Genomic DNA, 15052 nt, shown 5'->3' with positions numbered 1-15052 from the left:
TGAAGTTCACTTTTTTATGATCTGTTGGGCAAGTTCCCATCTTTTAACTTTACCCATCACGGTTTTTGGTAATTTATCTACCACCACTAATTCTTTAGGAATCTTGAAATCAGTGAGTTCTGAAGAAAGCATTTTCTTCATTTCATCAATATCCGGAGTTTGACCATTTAATAAAGTAATTACCGCGGTGACTTTTTGTCCCCATTCTTCGTCAGGAATTCCTATTACAACCGCTTCTTTTATCAGCGGCAAACGTTGAATTGCTTCTTCAACCTCAACAGGATTTACATTTTCTCCGCCGGTAATGATCAGATCTTCCCTTCTTGATTCTATAAAAAGCTGATCAAATCCATTTAGATGACCGTAATCTCCGGTTTTAAACCAATTATTTTTATCAAATACATTTTCATTTTCGTCTGTTTTATAATAACCGTCAAACACTTGAGGCCCTTTCAACCATATCATGCCCGACTGATTTTTTCCCAATACTTTTCCGTTAATATCTCTGACTTGTAATTGATTTGGGGGAAACGGTTTGCCTACACTTTTTAGGGGAGTATACATCCCGGAAGGAGTAGTCATTGCATTAGCTACAATTTGAGCACATGTTTCGGTCATCCCATAACTGGACACGATCGGGATACCTCTTTCAACAGATCTTTTCAGCAGTTGATGAGTAGTTGGTCCTCCTCCCAGTAAAATAGCTTTGAAATCTCTGTGGGTTTTAAATAATGGATTCTTTAAAAGTCTGGACAGCATTGTTGGTACAAGTGATGCGGCCTGAAATCTGGGATTTTCCGAAAGAAATTCAGTTACCATCTCTTCATTGAAACGCCCCATTCTGTAAATGGCAGAGCCATAGAGTAACGACCTGAATATTATGGAAATTCCACCTACGTGATTCAATGGAAGGCATAACAGCCAAAAATGATTAGGTTCAGGCTGAAAGTTTTTTGCAGATGCTTTTGCTGCTGAGATCATCTGACGTCTTTTCAACGGTACGATCTTAGATTTGCCGGTAGTGCCTGAAGTCAGGAAATATCCGAATATGGAACTGTCTTTGATCTTGGATGGCGTAGGCAGATCCAGATCTCTGATATCGAAAGTGAATGCATTCAGAAAGAAGTTCTCATCCATATGAATAACGTCTTCGCCCGAAAGTCTGTTTCGGTTTGCTGTGTCACAAAAGATCAGAGAAGGACTTAATTCCTGAACTATATTCTCAAGTTCTTTTTGAGAAAGCTTAGGACTTAATGGAATGATAGGAATCCCCAGGTTCCATGCTGCAGCAATAGAAAATATCAATAAGTCAGAAGATTCAGATAAAAAAGCGATAGGCCATTTAATGGAATCGGACTTTTGTTTGATGATATCAAGGAAAAACCCGGTAAATCTTTCCAGATCGCTATATGTATACATTCCATGTTCGGAAGTAAGAAAAACCTTTTGAGGTTCTGATTTTCCGAATTCAAACATATGTAATCTAGATTTAAACACTATTTATATAATCTCTTTCAAGTATTTATAATTCAAATCAATTCCAATGCCCGGTTTTTGGGGAATAACATAAGAACCCGAATTTATCTCAGTTTCGTCATTCAGATCGTGTGATAAAAGAGAACCCGTTGCTAATCCATGCGCATATTTTTTTGCGCCCCAACCCAGTGCTAAAATTGCCGTAATTATCCTTCCTATTTTACTTTCTAACGATGTGGTAAACACCATATCAATATAATGAGAGTTTGCCTGTTGCTTTGTTACGTAAATTTCCGAAAAACTACCGATCATCATTGGTTTTAAAACGAAAACATCAAACCCATTTTGCACTGATAGTACCCCGGCATCTTTTTTGTTCCGAATAGATTCATCGGCAGCTAATTTAATTGATGTTTCTTTTTTAAGAAGGCTCAGTTTATCAATTTCTTTAGTGATTAATGGCTCTTCGCAGTATTCAATATTTAAAGGCTCAAGTTGTGATAGGTTTGAAACGGCTTCATCAAAACTCCATGCTCGATTGCAATCTATTCTGATCTGAATTGAAGGGTGTTCAGATCTTAAGGCTTTCAGAAGTTGGAATTCATTTTCGAAGTCTCTGCCAACTTTAACCTTCAGAGTTTTAAAACCATTTTGGATCATCTTTGTTGCAGTGTTCAGTGATGATCTTACATCTTTTATACTCAATACTCCATTTGAAGTGACTTTTGATGTTGCCAATTCCGGAAATAAATATTCAGCTAGTGAAACACCTTTTCGTTTTGATAAATAATCATGATATAAAGTATCCAATCCAAATTTTAGCGATGGGATATTGTGTATTTGAGATAGTACATAAAAGAACTGAGGGAATTCACCTTTAATTAGAGCATTTTCTAAGGCCTCTTTATTGAGTTGAAGTACCGATATAACCTGATCTAAGCTAAAGTCAGAAAAGCCGGGTAGGGGGGCTAATTCGCCAAATGCCTGAATTCCGTCGTGATCAAACTCTACAATTATACCTTCTCTGAATTCATAAACTGCCCCTGATATAGAAAAAGGAGTTTGAAAAGGAATTTTATAAGTATAGTATTTGAGCATTATAAGATAATCCCGATAGAAAAAAGTAATCCGAATAAGGTCATAAATTTGGCAGTCTTCTCAAGCTGTTGATTCAGGTTTCGTTTTTCGGTTTCCGTCCAGATAGTTTTGGTATGTAACAACGCAATAGGTAGGATCAGAAATGGAAGAAAGATCCAGACTTCGTAATCAAGCTGAAAATAGAAGTGGGGAGGTATGGCAAATGCAAGTAAAAGCATAAGAGTGTATTCTACTTTAAGCATTGTTTCACCGAAAAGTACTCCCAATGTTTTTTTGCCTGCAATTTTATCTTGTTCAACATCCCTCAGATTGTTAACCACTAAAATATTAGTGCACAAAGCTCCCACTGCCAAAGAAGCCCAAAAAGTATCCACAGACCATGATAAAGCATTAACATAATAGGTTGTCATTACTGCAACTATTCCGAAGAAGATAAAAACAAACAAATCACCAAGCCCATTATAACCCAGCGGGAAAGGGCCTCCGGTATAAAGCACACCAAATAACAATGAAGACAGGCCAATGATCAAGACAACTGCCCCGCCAATCCACACCAAATAAAGACCAAATAAAAACGCCAAAGTCATACAAATGATAGTAGCGTTCAACATGGTTTTGGGAGAGATAAGTCCTTTTGCAGTAGCTCGTTCAAACCCTATTCTTTCTTCTGTATCTGCTCCTTTTACAAAGTCGAAATAATCATTAGCAAAATTGGTTCCGATCTGAATTAAAAAAGCACAGATAAGAGCAACAGTAGTTGCCATCCAGTTAATAAGTTCATGCTGATAAGCAATAGTAGCACCGACAAGAACGGGGACAAAAGCAGCGGCAAGGGTTTTCGGACGCGCAGCTTCTACCCAGATTTTTAAATTAGATGTGTTCAAAAATTAAAAATTACATGAAAATTTATGTGGAAACATTTTGAATATAAGATACCACTTTAGTTGAAGCCTAAAAAAGTGAAGTGAAAATCCTGTGCTGTTAAATTCTTAAGTCTGGAAGCGCTTTTGTTTTATATAAACGTAATTAAATTTGGTTAACGAAATCGTAAACCTTTTTTAATTAATTGTTAATAAAAAGATACCAAAATAATTGAGTCTTTTTTGATAAAGAACTTATCTTAAGCCGTCAATTTAAATTTTAAAAAATCATTACAAAATGTCTGCATCAAAACTCGAATATATTTGGTTAGATGGAACGGCTCCTACACAAGGACTTCGTAGCAAAACAAAAGTTCTTCACGATTTTTCCGGCAAACTTGAAGACGCACCAATTTGGTCTTTCGATGGAAGTTCAACTCAACAAGCGGTTGGTAATTCCTCTGATTGTTTGTTAAAACCTGTGGCAATTTACAGTGACCCAGCTCGTGTAAATGCTTATCTGGTTATGACAGAAGTTTTGAATGCAGACGGAACTCCGCACGAAACCAACGGAAGAGCAACCATTGATGATCACGACAATGATTTTTGGTTCGGTTTTGAGCAGGAATATTTTTTATGGGACCCGGAAACAAATATGCCTTATGGATTTCCTGTAGGTGGATATCCTGCTCCTCAAGGACCATACTATTGTGGCGTTGGAGCGGACAAGGCTTTTGGTAGAGATTTAGTTGAAGAACATTTGGATATTTGTCTTGAAGCAGGTTTGAATGTAGAGGGTATTAATGCAGAAGTAGCCGCAGGACAATGGGAGTTTCAGATTTTTGCAAAAGGTGCTGATGAAGCTGGGGATCAGATCTGGGTTGCTCGTTATTTGTTGGAAAGAACAGCCGAGCAATATGGTTTAACTATAAACTGGCATCCAAAACCACTTGGTAATACGGATTGGAACGGATCCGGAATGCATGCTAATTTTTCTAACTCAGTACTGAGAGAAGCTGGATCAAAAGATATTTACGATAAGATCTGTGACGCTTTTGCTCCCGTGGTTAAAGAGCATATGGCTGTATATGGAGCTTATAATGAAGAGAGACTTACAGGGAAACATGAAACAGCTGCTCATGATGAATTTAGTTATGGTGTATCTGACAGAGGTGCTTCTATACGAATTCCTATTGCCACAGTTGAGAATGGGTGGAAAGGATGGTTAGAAGATCGCAGACCGGCCTCAAATGCAGATCCTTACACTGCTGCAGCAAGGATTATAAAAACTGTTAAATCAGCTTCATAAGTTATTCACTCACTTATTGAAGTTTTCCTTAAAACTCTGTTAGCGAAAGTTGGCAGAGTTTTTTATTGTTAACTACTTTTTAATTTTAGCATTTAAGCTATGAAATACTCTTTGCTTTTCCTGTTTCTGATGACGTTACATTCAGCGTCGGCTCAATTCGTAAAACCGGACGGAGGTGGCTCTATCGATTTACCATCTGATCACCTAAGTACAGAACAGCGTTCAAAAATAATGCAAAACTTAGAGATCAAGTTGGATAGCTTGGAGAGAATAGGTGCTATTTCCAAAGCTAAAGCAATAGATGTTAGATTTTCATGGCCGCTAAGGGCAGAAAGCCATTTGTTCGATTTTGGATATCATGGAATTTCTAATTTTGTGGATCATAACTCTAAATTCCCAAGTGTACTGACAGATTATAATTGTGGAAGAAGAACCTATGATACTAATTCGGGTTATAATCATGCAGGAATTGATTTCTTTACATGGCCGTTTGGTTGGAATAAGATGGACAATAGTGAAGTGGCGGTACTTGCAGCAGCTCCGGGTGTTATCTTAGATGTAGCTGATGGAAATTTTGATAGAAGCTGTTCTTTCAATAATAATAGTTGGAACGCGGTTTATGTAAGGCATTCTGATGGAAGCGTTGCTTGGTATGGTCATCTTAAAAACGGTTCTGCTACTACTAAATCAATTGGTGAAGAAGTTGAAGAGGGAGAGTATCTGGGTATAGTTGGGAGTTCCGGAAATTCTACAGGACCTCACCTTCATTTCGAAGTTCATGATGCAAGTGGAAATGTTGTAGATCCATTTAAGGGCACATGTAATCAAATTGAAAGTAGCTTATGGCAATCTCAGCGCGATTATTATGATTCAGAGTTAAATGCATTGCATACTCAATCCGCAGGACCGGTATTTAATCAATGTCCAAGTCCCGAAACACCGAATTACAAAGATGGCTTTTTGATGGGGGATAACCTGGTGGCCGCAGCATATTACAGAGATCAGCTTCAAGGCCAGAATACAACCTACAAAATAACAACTCCGTCCGGTTCTACTTTCAGGAATTGGAATCATTCATTAAGCGAAATTCCTCATTATTCAGCTTCTTATTGGTATTGGAATTACCCGTTACCCACACAGGCTGAGATCGGGCTCTGGACTTTTGAAGCCGTTTTCCAAAATGAAATATACAGACACAACTTTTCCGTCAGTGATCCGGATACAAGGCCAATTTCAGTGTATCTTGAAAGCCCTCAAAATGGGGCTGAGGCTTTAGAAACTTCACAATTGTTACGATGGGTGCCTTTAGCAGATGCTGATGAATATGAGATCGTTATTTCGAAAGAAGACAACTTCAACCAACCTGTTGTTGAAGAAACCTTGTTGAACAGCAGGGACTTTGATTTTCAAAACCTCGATGAGAATACTGTTTACTTCTGGAAAGTAAGAGCAAGGAATGAACACGGCACAGGTTCTTGGTCAGAGACCCGAACATTTAATACCGGATTATCAACAAGCATAAATGATGAAAACACAGAACTGCCTGCTGAACCCGGACTGTCTCAAAATTATCCAAATCCGTTTAATCCGTCTACACAGATCTCTTACAAGTTACCCCGTTCAACATATGTACAATTGAAGGTTTATAATTTATTGGGAGAAGAGGTTGCAAGCCTGGAAAATAGCCAGAAAAGAGCTGGAACCCACTCAGTAACTTTTGATGCCTCGGGATTATCTAGTGGTATCTACTATTACAGATTACAAACTTCAGATTTTTTAGAAGTGAAATCTATGACGTTAATTAAATAATAATTTAGTCTTTGTTTAAAACCGGAACTTTCTAAAAATATGAAAGAAATATCATGGTCTGACTTTGAAAAAGTCGAATTAAGAGTTGGTACAATTACAGAAATCAAAGATTTTCCAGAAGCCAGAAAACCGGCTTATAAACTGACTGTAGATTTTGGGAAGGAGATAGGGATCAAAGAATCTTCAGCTCAAATTACTGATCACTATCAAAAAGAAGACTTAATGGGGAAGCAGATTATAGCCGTAGTCAATTTTCCTCCTAAACAGATAGGACCTTTTATGTCGGAGTGTTTGGTGACTGGCTTACCCGATAGCGACGGAAAAGTTATTCTGATCAGCCCTGATCAAGCTGTTGAAAACGGATCAAAGTTATATTAATCCTAAATATCTATGATGAAGAAACTCTTATATTTAATTCTTATTCCGATTTTGATCTCTTGTGGAAGTTCAAAATACGCTATTGAACAGCCCGGCGAGTTAATTGAAGATCAGCCATTAAACTCCCAGGAGGAAGGCTGGTTAAAATTAGGGATCATTAGTCATGATGAGGGAGACTACAAACAAGCCAAAGAATATTATAAGCGGATTCTTAAGCAAAAACCCTATTCAGCTTCTGCACTATATGAGATTTCATACTCTTCTATGGAATCAAACAATTTAGAGGAAGCACTCATGTATCTTAAGCAAGGTGAGCGTATTGATAGTGAGAGTTTGTATTTATTTTATCATATGCATGGTATCACACTCGATCAAATGGGAAAACCATATGAAGCTATTAAAGCTTTTAAGAAGGGGATAGAAGTCAATCCTGAATTTCATTTATTGCATTACAGTTTAGCTATTACATCCATAAACGTTGGTGATGAAAACCAAGGAATGCTCAGTTTACAAAATGCTATTTTATCTAACTTTGAACATTCAAGCAGTCATCTTCTGTTAGGAAATATGTACAGAAATCAAGGAAATTCAATTCCTGCAATACTTGCATATACCTACTTCCTTTTTTATGAACAAAATACTGCCAGAAGTGACGAGGTTTTTCAAGCGATAAACGGACTTTTTGATTCAGCTGAGAGAGATACAGCATCTAATGAAATTAATATCACTATAAACTCACTGTTGGGTGGTTCCGGCGATTCAGAGCAAATGAAAGGTCTTGAGATGGTACTTTCTATACATAGTGTAGCATCAAAGTATAGTGAGGATAATAAAAAACTTTCAGAAATTGAGTTTATCGCAGGTAGTTATGATTATATGTTAGGACTTATCGAAGAATCTCAGGATGATTATGAGGAGAAAGGCTTTGTTCGTGAACACTATGCACCGTATTTGATTCAAGTTAAAGAAGCGGGATATCTAGAAACCCTTGTCTATTTGTTATTTGAAAACTCGGGTTATGAAGGAGTGAAGAACTGGATCATTAATGATTGTGTGAAATGTGAAGAGTTTTATGAATGGACACCTGAATAATGAGGATTAGGAAACAATAATCCATTTTTTTGGTAGTAATAATCTGCTTAGTTTCAAAAAAAATAAATCATCATGAGACGATTACAGATAGTAGCGACATTATTTTTAGCAGCTATAATTTCAGGAACGAGTTTGAATGCTCAGGAAATTTCCTACCCTGAAAAAGATGTTTCAGAGTTCAGACTCTATATTGAAGGGATAAATGAATTGAAAGGGGAAATTCGAATTGCAATGTTCGACTCTAAAGAAAAATATACCAAAGATCCCATACATGCTATTGTTTTGCCCGTTGACAGTACCACAATAATATGGACTCAGGAAATGCTCCCATTCGGTGAGTATGCTATAGCTGTATATCATGATAAAAATGAGAACGGAAAAATAGACACAAATCTTCTGGGTATCCCAAAAGAGGATTATGGCTTTTCTAACAATGCAAGAGGGAGATTTGGTCCGGCATCGTGGCAAGATTCCAAATTCATAGTTGAAGACAATTTTTATTCCACTTCCATAAAAATTAAATAGACGTAAAAAGTATTTTGATTTTTGGTTTAGATTATTGATAATCTTCTAACTAGCTAATCAAAAAATTCGAGGTATGATATGGAAAATCACGAAACTGCACCCGTGATGTCAATGAAAGACTGGGTGATAACTCTTCTAATTACTTTTATCCCTTTGGTAGGATTTGTTATGCTGTTTGTATGGGGATTTAGTGACAGTGCAAATCCAAATAAAAAGAACTTTTCAAGAGCAGCATTAATAATGGTAGCAGTGTCTACTGTGCTTTACTTCATTCTATTTGGTTTAATTTTCGGTACCATGATGGCTGCCGGAGGATATGAAGGGTTATAAGGCGCTAACTCTAAACATTAAGTATTGAAAGCTCTGTTTGATGAAACAGAGCTTTTTTTATATCTGTAACTTGCCTGAAGCTCATCCGTAGTTGTGGTTCAAAAATAAAAGAGGATATGAGTCAGTTTTTTAAATCAATTTCTATAGCCCTTCATAATATTAGAGCGAACCCACTTCACACTTTCTTATCCACTTTAGGGATCATCATCGGGGTAGCTGCAATGGTTGGAATACTTGCATTAGGAGACGGGTTGGAACAAACGGGTAGAGAGCAAATAGCGAATACAACGTCACTTAATTTTATAACGGTAAACTCTAAGCGTGTAAAAGTGGTGGATGACATTCGTATTCAAATAAAAGACAGACCGGTATTCACTATAGAAAAAGTAAAAGAGCTAAGGTCTTTGGTTCAAGATAAAGCACTGTTAGAATATACAGGAACCCGAGCTACTGAAATTACTTATAAGGATTCTGTTTCAGGAATATACTTGCAAGGAACAATGGAACTAGGACTACTATTTTTGTCAGATAGTTTGGCTTTTGGAAGATACATTTCAGAAGAAGATGTGATCAATTCCGCAAAAGTAGTTGTTCTATCTTCTGAAATAGCAGAAAAGCTATCACCATCAAGTCAGGAATTAGTAGATAAAATGGTTGAAATTGAAGGTGTTGAATTCCGTATCGCCGGAATTTTGAAAGGGAGTTCTCAAAGTACTCAGAAAGTTTTTATCCCAACTTCAGTTTACACAAAGTTATCTGAGCAATACCCAAACATTATACTAAAAGCCAGAAAAGCTGAGCAGATTCCTGAAATTGAGAATGAAATAACAGAATGGTTAGACGGAAATTTCAAAGAAACCAGTAATGCTTTTATAATTTCCACAAACAGAGCCAGAGTTGAACAGTTTAGTCAGGGGATTTTGCTTTTTAAACTAATAATGGGAGCCATTACCGGTATATCTGTATTAGTAGGGGGAATAGGGGTAATGAACGTTTTGTTGATATCAGTTACGGAAAGAACAAAAGAAATCGGAATTCGAAAAGCCACAGGAGCTAAAAAGAAAGACATCGTACTTCAGTTTATGGCTGAATCAGTTACCATTTCGTTTGTAGGATGTATTATGGGTTGGATAGTTGGTATTGTGGGGATATTTATTTTTGTGCCTATAGTCAATTCGTTCACAGAGATCGGTGAGTTCAGGGCAGCAATAGGTACTGGAACAGTGCTATCTATTTTAGTAATAGCATTATTTGTTGGAATTGTTTTCGGAACCTATCCTGCATGGCGAGCAGCTCAACTAACACCTGTTGATGCTATTCGCCATGAATAGATAAGATCTTTTATTGATTTATTGTCACATTTCCATTTCGGGATTCTATATACATTCGGCCATTTCCATTTCCAACAGTTCCCTCTATTTTGGTTGAATTTCTTTCGTCAACAAGAGTAGCGTCATTAAGTTTGTAAGGATGTGATAGTCTTCCGTATGTCACATGAAAACTTACATTACCGGAAAAGGGAGAAGAAAGATTTAGCTTAATAGGAGTGTAAGACGATTCTATATTTATCAGGTTCAAATCGTTTAAAGCATTTATTTCGATATCTCCTGAACGGTTTTCCATTTGTATTTCGGAGCCTTTGAAATCATCTAGCTTGATCTTATTGTAATCTCCGTTTATGATAAAAGAGCCATCAATATCCTTGGCTGTAATTTTCCCTGAGCGATTTGTGATAGAAACATCATTCGAAATGTTTTCAAGTTCAATATTTAAATACCCTCCATTAACTATAACGCTGCCAAGAACATTACTCAATTCCAGTTTAGCAGATCTACTTTCAATCATTACTTTATCGCCTTTTAGATTCGAAGCTTTTACATTGGAATAGTCTCCCGAGATCAATACGCTTTCTGCATTGTCGATACTAATGGTTCCGTTTTTATTACTAATTTGAATATCACCACGTACATTAGTGAGCTCATAATTTGTATAATCACCATTCGCCCTGAAATCTGAATCCAGGTCAAATGCATTCACAGTCCCACTTTTATTTTCAATATTCAGAATACCTGTGATCTTAGAAAGATTCATTTTTGAGTAGTTACTTCTCACTTTCAGGTTTCCGGTTATATTTTTAGCATCTACTCTTGATGATCTGCTTGCGATATCCACATCACCATTGATCGAATTCACATCAATATTTCCATACTCATTAGATACAGTAACTGATTGGCCTATATTATTTAGTTTTACAGAGCCACTTCTGTTTTCAATTCTAGTGGTTCGTGTAATATTTGATACATCAATTTTAGAGTACCTGCTAACCAGTTCAAGTTCGATTTGAGAAGGAATATTAAGCGTTAGAATATTCTTTTTAATTCGGTAATTGACATTCTTCTTTTTATGAGCAGGAAACTCAATATTCAAATGACCACTACCCCCGTTATTGCTGAACTTCGGGTCAAAGTTTTCAAACAGATGGTTGTACGCTTGTTCGTTACCATCAAATTCATAGGTATATGTGATTTGCTCAGTATCTGAACCGGTTATATTTATGGTCATTCCTGCATCGATCCGAATTGTCAATTGATCAATATTTGGGGCATTAAAGGTTCCATCTTTATCACCACTTTGGGCTAAAAGTGATGTAGGGAGTAGAATGAATAGTAGTAGAGACAGGTATTTCATGATTGTTCCTCTTGGTTTAGTAAAATTTCTTTGTAGAAATCCAGTTTTGTGGCATAAAGCCTTTTCAAGCTGGTTTCCTTTGCAGGAGATGATCCATTTATCAGCATATCTGATTTAATCTCGTTGATGAGTTTATCAATTTCATCAATAGCTTCAGCAGTTGATTGGATGGAGTTTTTATTCTGTTCACTGGCTTGTTGAATCAGTAAAGGAGTAAGATCCTGTAATTGTTTGGTAGCGGTATTTAAAGTCTCATAAACCTGTTCTTCAGTAGAAGACCGGTCAAATAAATTATTGTAGGTAGAGATAATCCCGATTGAGGAAAAGATCAAAAGCACAGCGGCTACGTTTCCTAATGCAAAACTCTTCCAATGAAACAGGATATTGGGTTTATTTTTTATCGGAATACTTGCTTTTACTTTATTCCAGATCAATCCTTTTTGATTGCTGGAAGGCATGTCGTTTTCTGAGTAGAAATTTTCTTTTTTCATGATGAAACCAATGTTCTGAGTTCCTGTTTAGCTCTGTGTAAAATAACCCGTGATGTTCCTTCAGAAATGCCGATCATCTCTGCAATTTCAGCATGACTGTAATCCTCAGCGATATGAAGAAGGCAAATAACTCTTTTATCAGGAGCCAGCTGTCTGATTGCAGCTTTCGCTTTGTACCAAATGCTGGTTTCTTCAACAGGTTCGGAGTCTACGAGATCAATCTGTTTATCATCGATATTTTCAAAGTGGATTTTCTTCCTCATATCTGTCCTCATTTCATTTAACCCAATTGTAAACAGCCAGGTTTTAAAGCTGGATCTTTGACTGAATTGATCAAGTTTGTTAAAGGCCTTGATAAACGCTCGTTGTGTCCATTCTTCTTTTTGGGAGGTATTGTCTGCAAATTGGGATAAAAAGCAGTACAGCTCGTCCACGTGTAGTTCATACAAAGCTTTAAATGCTGATTGTTTTCCAATCAGGGCATTTTCAATAAGTTTTGTTTCGTTTTCTGAATTGATCAATACAAGTGTTTTTTGCTTAGATGCAGAGATACTCTAAAATGTTACAAAAAACTGAAATAAAGTTATTCCATAAAAAAAGGGGCGCTTGCCCCTTTGAAAATTTATTGATTTGGTCTTCTTCTGGAGAAGAGTTCATCTTTTAATTTGTCGTATTTCTTTTTCTGATCTTCAGTAAGTAATTCTGAAAATGCTTCGTCTCTTTGTTTTGAGATTGAATCCATCTTACTTCTGTCAGGTCTGTTTCCTGATGTTCTGAGTTTGTCCATGGATGTATAGAAATCAGTAAATATTTCTTTAGATGATTCCAACTGTTCCTTGGTTAAAGAAAGCTCTGAATTTACTTTTTCTAAAATAGTTTCTACACGTTCTTCAATTGGTGGTGGAGTTGCTCTGTTTTGTCCTTGTCTGTTTTGGGAAAAAACGGTACCTGATATAAGTACCATTAAAAGAGTGATGGATAAAGTTTTCATGGTCATTTAAAATTCGATTTGTTTTGGGTTTCAAACTGTTAGACGAATTTGTCAGGGAAAGCTTGCTTTCAGTTCAGAGCTCCGGCATAGCATAAGTATGCTAACACGAATATGTGGTTACTGAAGTTGTTATTTCACCGTTAATTGATTCAGGCAATAAAGCTTTCACTAAAAAGGGAGTAATCATGAAACGGTTAATATCAATCATCGCACTTATAGTATTTGTTTTTGGATTAGAAAACGTAACAGCACAAAAAGGTATTTCTTTCCAGGTATCCTATTATTCTGATACAAACGCGGGAAGATATGCAAATAAGGATATCAGAGAATTTCACGCATTTCAGAAGGACCTTGATGATTTTTATGAAGCGGCTCTTCGTGATAGAGTTCGAAAATCGAAAAGAATTAAAAAAGACATCCTTCGCAGAATGAGGAATGAAGTTAACGATACCAAAAATAGAATAAGGTATGTAAAGTACGAACTGGACTATTCTAACAACCAAGGATTAAGAAAAAAAGGAACTCGTAGTAATGAGTACAGTAAGAGAAATGGGAATACAGTTCATGTTAGTTATAAAACACTAGCGGCTCTGCAAAGACAATTGAATAAACAAAGCAGAATTGTTGTGAAACTGGAAAATATGTATTTGAATGATGGAAGAAACTTCTTCGCGCAAGCAAGAAGACATCAAAAACTAATGGAAGATTTCGCAGATATATTAAAAGACGATATAAATTATTCTTTTAAGGAATATCGAAATCGTAACAGAAGAGGTAGATAAGTAGCTTGAAAGGAGTTGTTATAAACAACAGCTCCTTTTTTTATGTTACATCCCTAATGTCTTTATTTTTTGAAAATACAGCTCTTGCATAAGGACAAAGAGGAAGAATTTTAAGATTATGTTTTCGTGCAAAATCTACAGAATGATAGACAAGTTTTTTCCCCAGACTTTCACCACGGTGCTTATCAGAAACTTCAGTATGGTCCAGTATAATTTTATCGTTACCTGCTTTAGAATAGGTTAGTTCTGCAATTTTTTCATCCTCTGCTAAAATATAAAATGAGCCTTTTGTTTCAGTTTCTTCGTGTTGTATTTTCATCTTCAATCCTAAAAAAATCATATTAACGGGTAAACGAATCTACTAAATGAATTTCAGAACTGTCTTATTTTTATTTTTAACGTTGAGTTTTGGCTTTAACTCAGATTCTTATTCCCAATCAACGAAAAAAGTAGATCTCGAAAAGTTTAAACGTATTGATGAACCGGCGCGAGATGAAGTATCAGGAATAGTAAAAGATTCAAGATTTAAGGATGTTTACTGGGTTCATGGAGATTCGGGAACCAAAAACCGTATTTATGCCATAAACAATGAAGGGGAAGTGCTTCCGGATAAGGATTCAAAAGGACTGGAGATCAAAGGCATCAAGAACAGAGATTGGGAAGATATCACAATTGATGAAAATGGAGATGTTTTAATTGCAGATGTAGGTAACAACTGTAGTTGCAGGTCTGATCAATCCATTATCAAGGTAAAAGCACCATCAACAACCGATCAATCAACCAAGGATTACGAAGTGTTCGAAATTTCTTATCAAAAACCGAAAGGATTCTTGTATAAGTTTATGAACTACTCTATGGATGTGGAAGCCGTTTTCTGGAAAGAAGGAGAATTATTTGCACTTACGAAAAGGTTCAGAGGACGTGAGACAAATTTATTTAAGCTTTCAAAGCTGGATTCTGAGGCTAATAATGAATTTCAATTGGTACAAAAAATAGACTTTGACGATGAGGTTACAGCGGCTGAGTATGCTTTTGGTAAGCTTGCAGTACTCACTTATAAGTCTTTATGGATCTTCAATGATGATGAAACTGAGGATATGTTTGATGGAGAAATTTCACATTATGAATTTGAAGCTGATCAGGTAGAGAGTGTTACTTTTATAGATTCTGAAACGGTCATGATCGTAGAAGAGAGTGGAGAAATTTACAGGTTAAAGCTATAA

General features: G+C 36.3%; 17 protein-coding genes. 9 read left to right on the top strand and 8 right to left on the bottom strand.

Going from position 1 to position 15052, the window contains the following annotated elements:
- Positions 1-6 precede the first annotated feature (6 nt).
- The 3 genes from A8B79_RS02175 to A8B79_RS02165 are packed head-to-tail and all read right to left on the bottom strand — an operon-like array spanning position 7 to position 3458.
- Entirely contained in the window at positions 7-1476 is a 1470-nt protein-coding gene (locus tag A8B79_RS02175) for an AMP-binding protein (protein WP_066217415.1), read from the bottom strand.
- 24 nt (positions 1477-1500) lie between these two features.
- Positions 1501-2574, bottom strand: coding sequence for an o-succinylbenzoate synthase (gene menC / locus A8B79_RS02170; RefSeq protein ID WP_066217413.1), 1074 nt, complete (start codon positions 2572-2574; stop codon positions 1501-1503).
- Complete coding sequence (locus A8B79_RS02165; RefSeq protein WP_066217411.1) at positions 2574-3458, bottom strand: 1,4-dihydroxy-2-naphthoate polyprenyltransferase; 885 nt, start codon at positions 3456-3458, stop codon at positions 2574-2576. The genes menC and A8B79_RS02165 overlap by 1 nt, the downstream gene beginning before the upstream one ends.
- A 274-nt stretch (positions 3459-3732) precedes the next feature.
- On the opposite strand from A8B79_RS02165, the gene A8B79_RS02160 reads away from it, so the two are divergent.
- The 7 genes from A8B79_RS02160 (at position 3733) to A8B79_RS02130 (ending at position 10208) form a co-directional block, all read left to right on the top strand.
- Positions 3733-4743, top strand: a complete 1011-nt coding sequence (locus A8B79_RS02160; protein WP_066217409.1) for a glutamine synthetase beta-grasp domain-containing protein — start codon at positions 3733-3735, stop codon at positions 4741-4743.
- Between the two features lie 99 nt (positions 4744-4842).
- Complete coding sequence (locus A8B79_RS02155; RefSeq protein ID WP_066217407.1) at positions 4843-6552, top strand: peptidoglycan DD-metalloendopeptidase family protein; 1710 nt, start codon at positions 4843-4845, stop codon at positions 6550-6552.
- 39 nt (positions 6553-6591) lie between these two features.
- Positions 6592-6930 (top strand): tRNA-binding protein, encoded by a 339-nt coding sequence (locus A8B79_RS02150; RefSeq protein ID WP_066217405.1) that lies wholly within the window; start codon positions 6592-6594, stop codon positions 6928-6930.
- A gap of 15 nt (positions 6931-6945) precedes the next feature.
- Complete coding sequence (locus A8B79_RS02145) at positions 6946-8022, top strand: tetratricopeptide repeat protein (protein WP_235603524.1); 1077 nt, start codon at positions 6946-6948, stop codon at positions 8020-8022.
- Between the two features lie 72 nt (positions 8023-8094).
- On the top strand, positions 8095-8547 hold the full coding sequence (locus tag A8B79_RS02140) for a DUF2141 domain-containing protein (RefSeq protein WP_066217398.1): 453 nt from the start codon (positions 8095-8097) through the stop codon (positions 8545-8547).
- A 78-nt stretch (positions 8548-8625) separates the two neighbouring features.
- The gene (locus A8B79_RS02135; protein WP_066217396.1) at positions 8626-8877 is read left to right on the top strand and encodes a hypothetical protein; all 252 of its coding nucleotides are present in this window, start codon (positions 8626-8628) and stop codon (positions 8875-8877) included.
- Between the two features lie 116 nt (positions 8878-8993).
- Positions 8994-10208, top strand: a complete 1215-nt coding sequence (locus tag A8B79_RS02130) for an ABC transporter permease (RefSeq protein ID WP_066217394.1) — start codon at positions 8994-8996, stop codon at positions 10206-10208.
- A 10-nt stretch (positions 10209-10218) separates the two neighbouring features.
- On the opposite strand, the gene A8B79_RS02125 is transcribed toward A8B79_RS02130, so the two are convergent.
- The 4 genes from A8B79_RS02125 to A8B79_RS02110 all read right to left on the bottom strand — a co-directional run bounded on the left by A8B79_RS02125 (position 10219) and on the right by A8B79_RS02110 (position 13053).
- Positions 10219-11565 (bottom strand): DUF4097 family beta strand repeat-containing protein, encoded by a 1347-nt coding sequence (locus A8B79_RS02125; RefSeq protein ID WP_066217392.1) that lies wholly within the window; start codon positions 11563-11565, stop codon positions 10219-10221.
- On the bottom strand, positions 11562-12056 hold the full coding sequence (locus tag A8B79_RS02120; protein ID WP_066217390.1) for a hypothetical protein: 495 nt from the start codon (positions 12054-12056) through the stop codon (positions 11562-11564). The genes A8B79_RS02125 and A8B79_RS02120 overlap by 4 nt, the downstream gene beginning before the upstream one ends.
- Positions 12053-12577, bottom strand: coding sequence for an RNA polymerase sigma factor (locus tag A8B79_RS02115; RefSeq protein WP_066217386.1), 525 nt, complete (start codon positions 12575-12577; stop codon positions 12053-12055). The genes A8B79_RS02120 and A8B79_RS02115 overlap by 4 nt, the downstream gene beginning before the upstream one ends.
- 101 nt (positions 12578-12678) lie before the next feature.
- Entirely contained in the window at positions 12679-13053 is a 375-nt protein-coding gene (locus A8B79_RS02110; RefSeq protein WP_066217384.1) for a hypothetical protein, read from the bottom strand.
- A gap of 179 nt (positions 13054-13232) precedes the next feature.
- On the opposite strand from A8B79_RS02110, the gene A8B79_RS02105 reads away from it, so the two are divergent.
- A complete protein-coding gene (locus A8B79_RS02105; protein ID WP_153038327.1) occupies positions 13233-13829 on the top strand; it encodes a hypothetical protein in 597 nt (198 codons plus the stop codon).
- Between the two features lie 40 nt (positions 13830-13869).
- On the opposite strand, the gene A8B79_RS02100 is transcribed toward A8B79_RS02105, so the two are convergent.
- A complete protein-coding gene (locus A8B79_RS02100; RefSeq protein WP_066217561.1) occupies positions 13870-14148 on the bottom strand; it encodes a GNAT family N-acetyltransferase in 279 nt (92 codons plus the stop codon).
- Between the two features lie 46 nt (positions 14149-14194).
- Between A8B79_RS02100 and A8B79_RS02095 the strand changes: the two genes are divergently transcribed.
- On the top strand, positions 14195-15052 hold the full coding sequence (locus A8B79_RS02095; RefSeq protein WP_066217380.1) for a hypothetical protein: 858 nt from the start codon (positions 14195-14197) through the stop codon (positions 15050-15052).

This window comes from Balneola sp. EhC07 (genome assembly GCF_001650905.1).
Lineage (GTDB): Bacteria > Bacteroidota > Rhodothermia > Balneolales > Balneolaceae > Balneola.
Note: the sequence above shows the minus strand (reverse complement) of the source record. Positions and strands in the feature narration are given on the sequence as shown.

Excerpts from the sequence above, each read along its gene's own strand:
- A8B79_RS02175 (WP_066217415.1), bottom strand. The coding sequence starts at position 1,476 with ATGTTTGAATTCGGAAAATCAGAACCTCAAAAGGTTTTTCTTACTTCC.
- menC (WP_066217413.1), bottom strand. The coding sequence starts at position 2,574 with ATGCTCAAATACTATACTTATAAAATTCCTTTTCAAACTCCTTTTTCT.
- A8B79_RS02160 (WP_066217409.1), top strand. The coding sequence starts at position 3,733 with ATGTCTGCATCAAAACTCGAATATATTTGGTTAGATGGAACGGCTCCT.
- A8B79_RS02155 (WP_066217407.1), top strand. The coding sequence starts at position 4,843 with ATGAAATACTCTTTGCTTTTCCTGTTTCTGATGACGTTACATTCAGCG.
- A8B79_RS02150 (WP_066217405.1), top strand. The coding sequence starts at position 6,592 with ATGAAAGAAATATCATGGTCTGACTTTGAAAAAGTCGAATTAAGAGTT.
- A8B79_RS02145 (WP_235603524.1), top strand. The coding sequence starts at position 6,946 with ATGAAGAAACTCTTATATTTAATTCTTATTCCGATTTTGATCTCTTGT.
- A8B79_RS02140 (WP_066217398.1), top strand. The coding sequence starts at position 8,095 with ATGAGACGATTACAGATAGTAGCGACATTATTTTTAGCAGCTATAATT.
- A8B79_RS02135 (WP_066217396.1), top strand. The coding sequence starts at position 8,626 with ATGGAAAATCACGAAACTGCACCCGTGATGTCAATGAAAGACTGGGTG.
- A8B79_RS02130 (WP_066217394.1), top strand. The coding sequence starts at position 8,994 with ATGAGTCAGTTTTTTAAATCAATTTCTATAGCCCTTCATAATATTAGA.
- A8B79_RS02125 (WP_066217392.1), bottom strand. The coding sequence starts at position 11,565 with ATGAAATACCTGTCTCTACTACTATTCATTCTACTCCCTACATCACTT.
- A8B79_RS02120 (WP_066217390.1), bottom strand. The coding sequence starts at position 12,056 with ATGAAAAAAGAAAATTTCTACTCAGAAAACGACATGCCTTCCAGCAAT.
- A8B79_RS02110 (WP_066217384.1), bottom strand. The coding sequence starts at position 13,053 with ATGACCATGAAAACTTTATCCATCACTCTTTTAATGGTACTTATATCA.
- A8B79_RS02105 (WP_153038327.1), top strand. The coding sequence starts at position 13,233 with ATGAAACGGTTAATATCAATCATCGCACTTATAGTATTTGTTTTTGGA.
- A8B79_RS02100 (WP_066217561.1), bottom strand. The coding sequence starts at position 14,148 with ATGAAAATACAACACGAAGAAACTGAAACAAAAGGCTCATTTTATATT.
- A8B79_RS02095 (WP_066217380.1), top strand. The coding sequence starts at position 14,195 with ATGAATTTCAGAACTGTCTTATTTTTATTTTTAACGTTGAGTTTTGGC.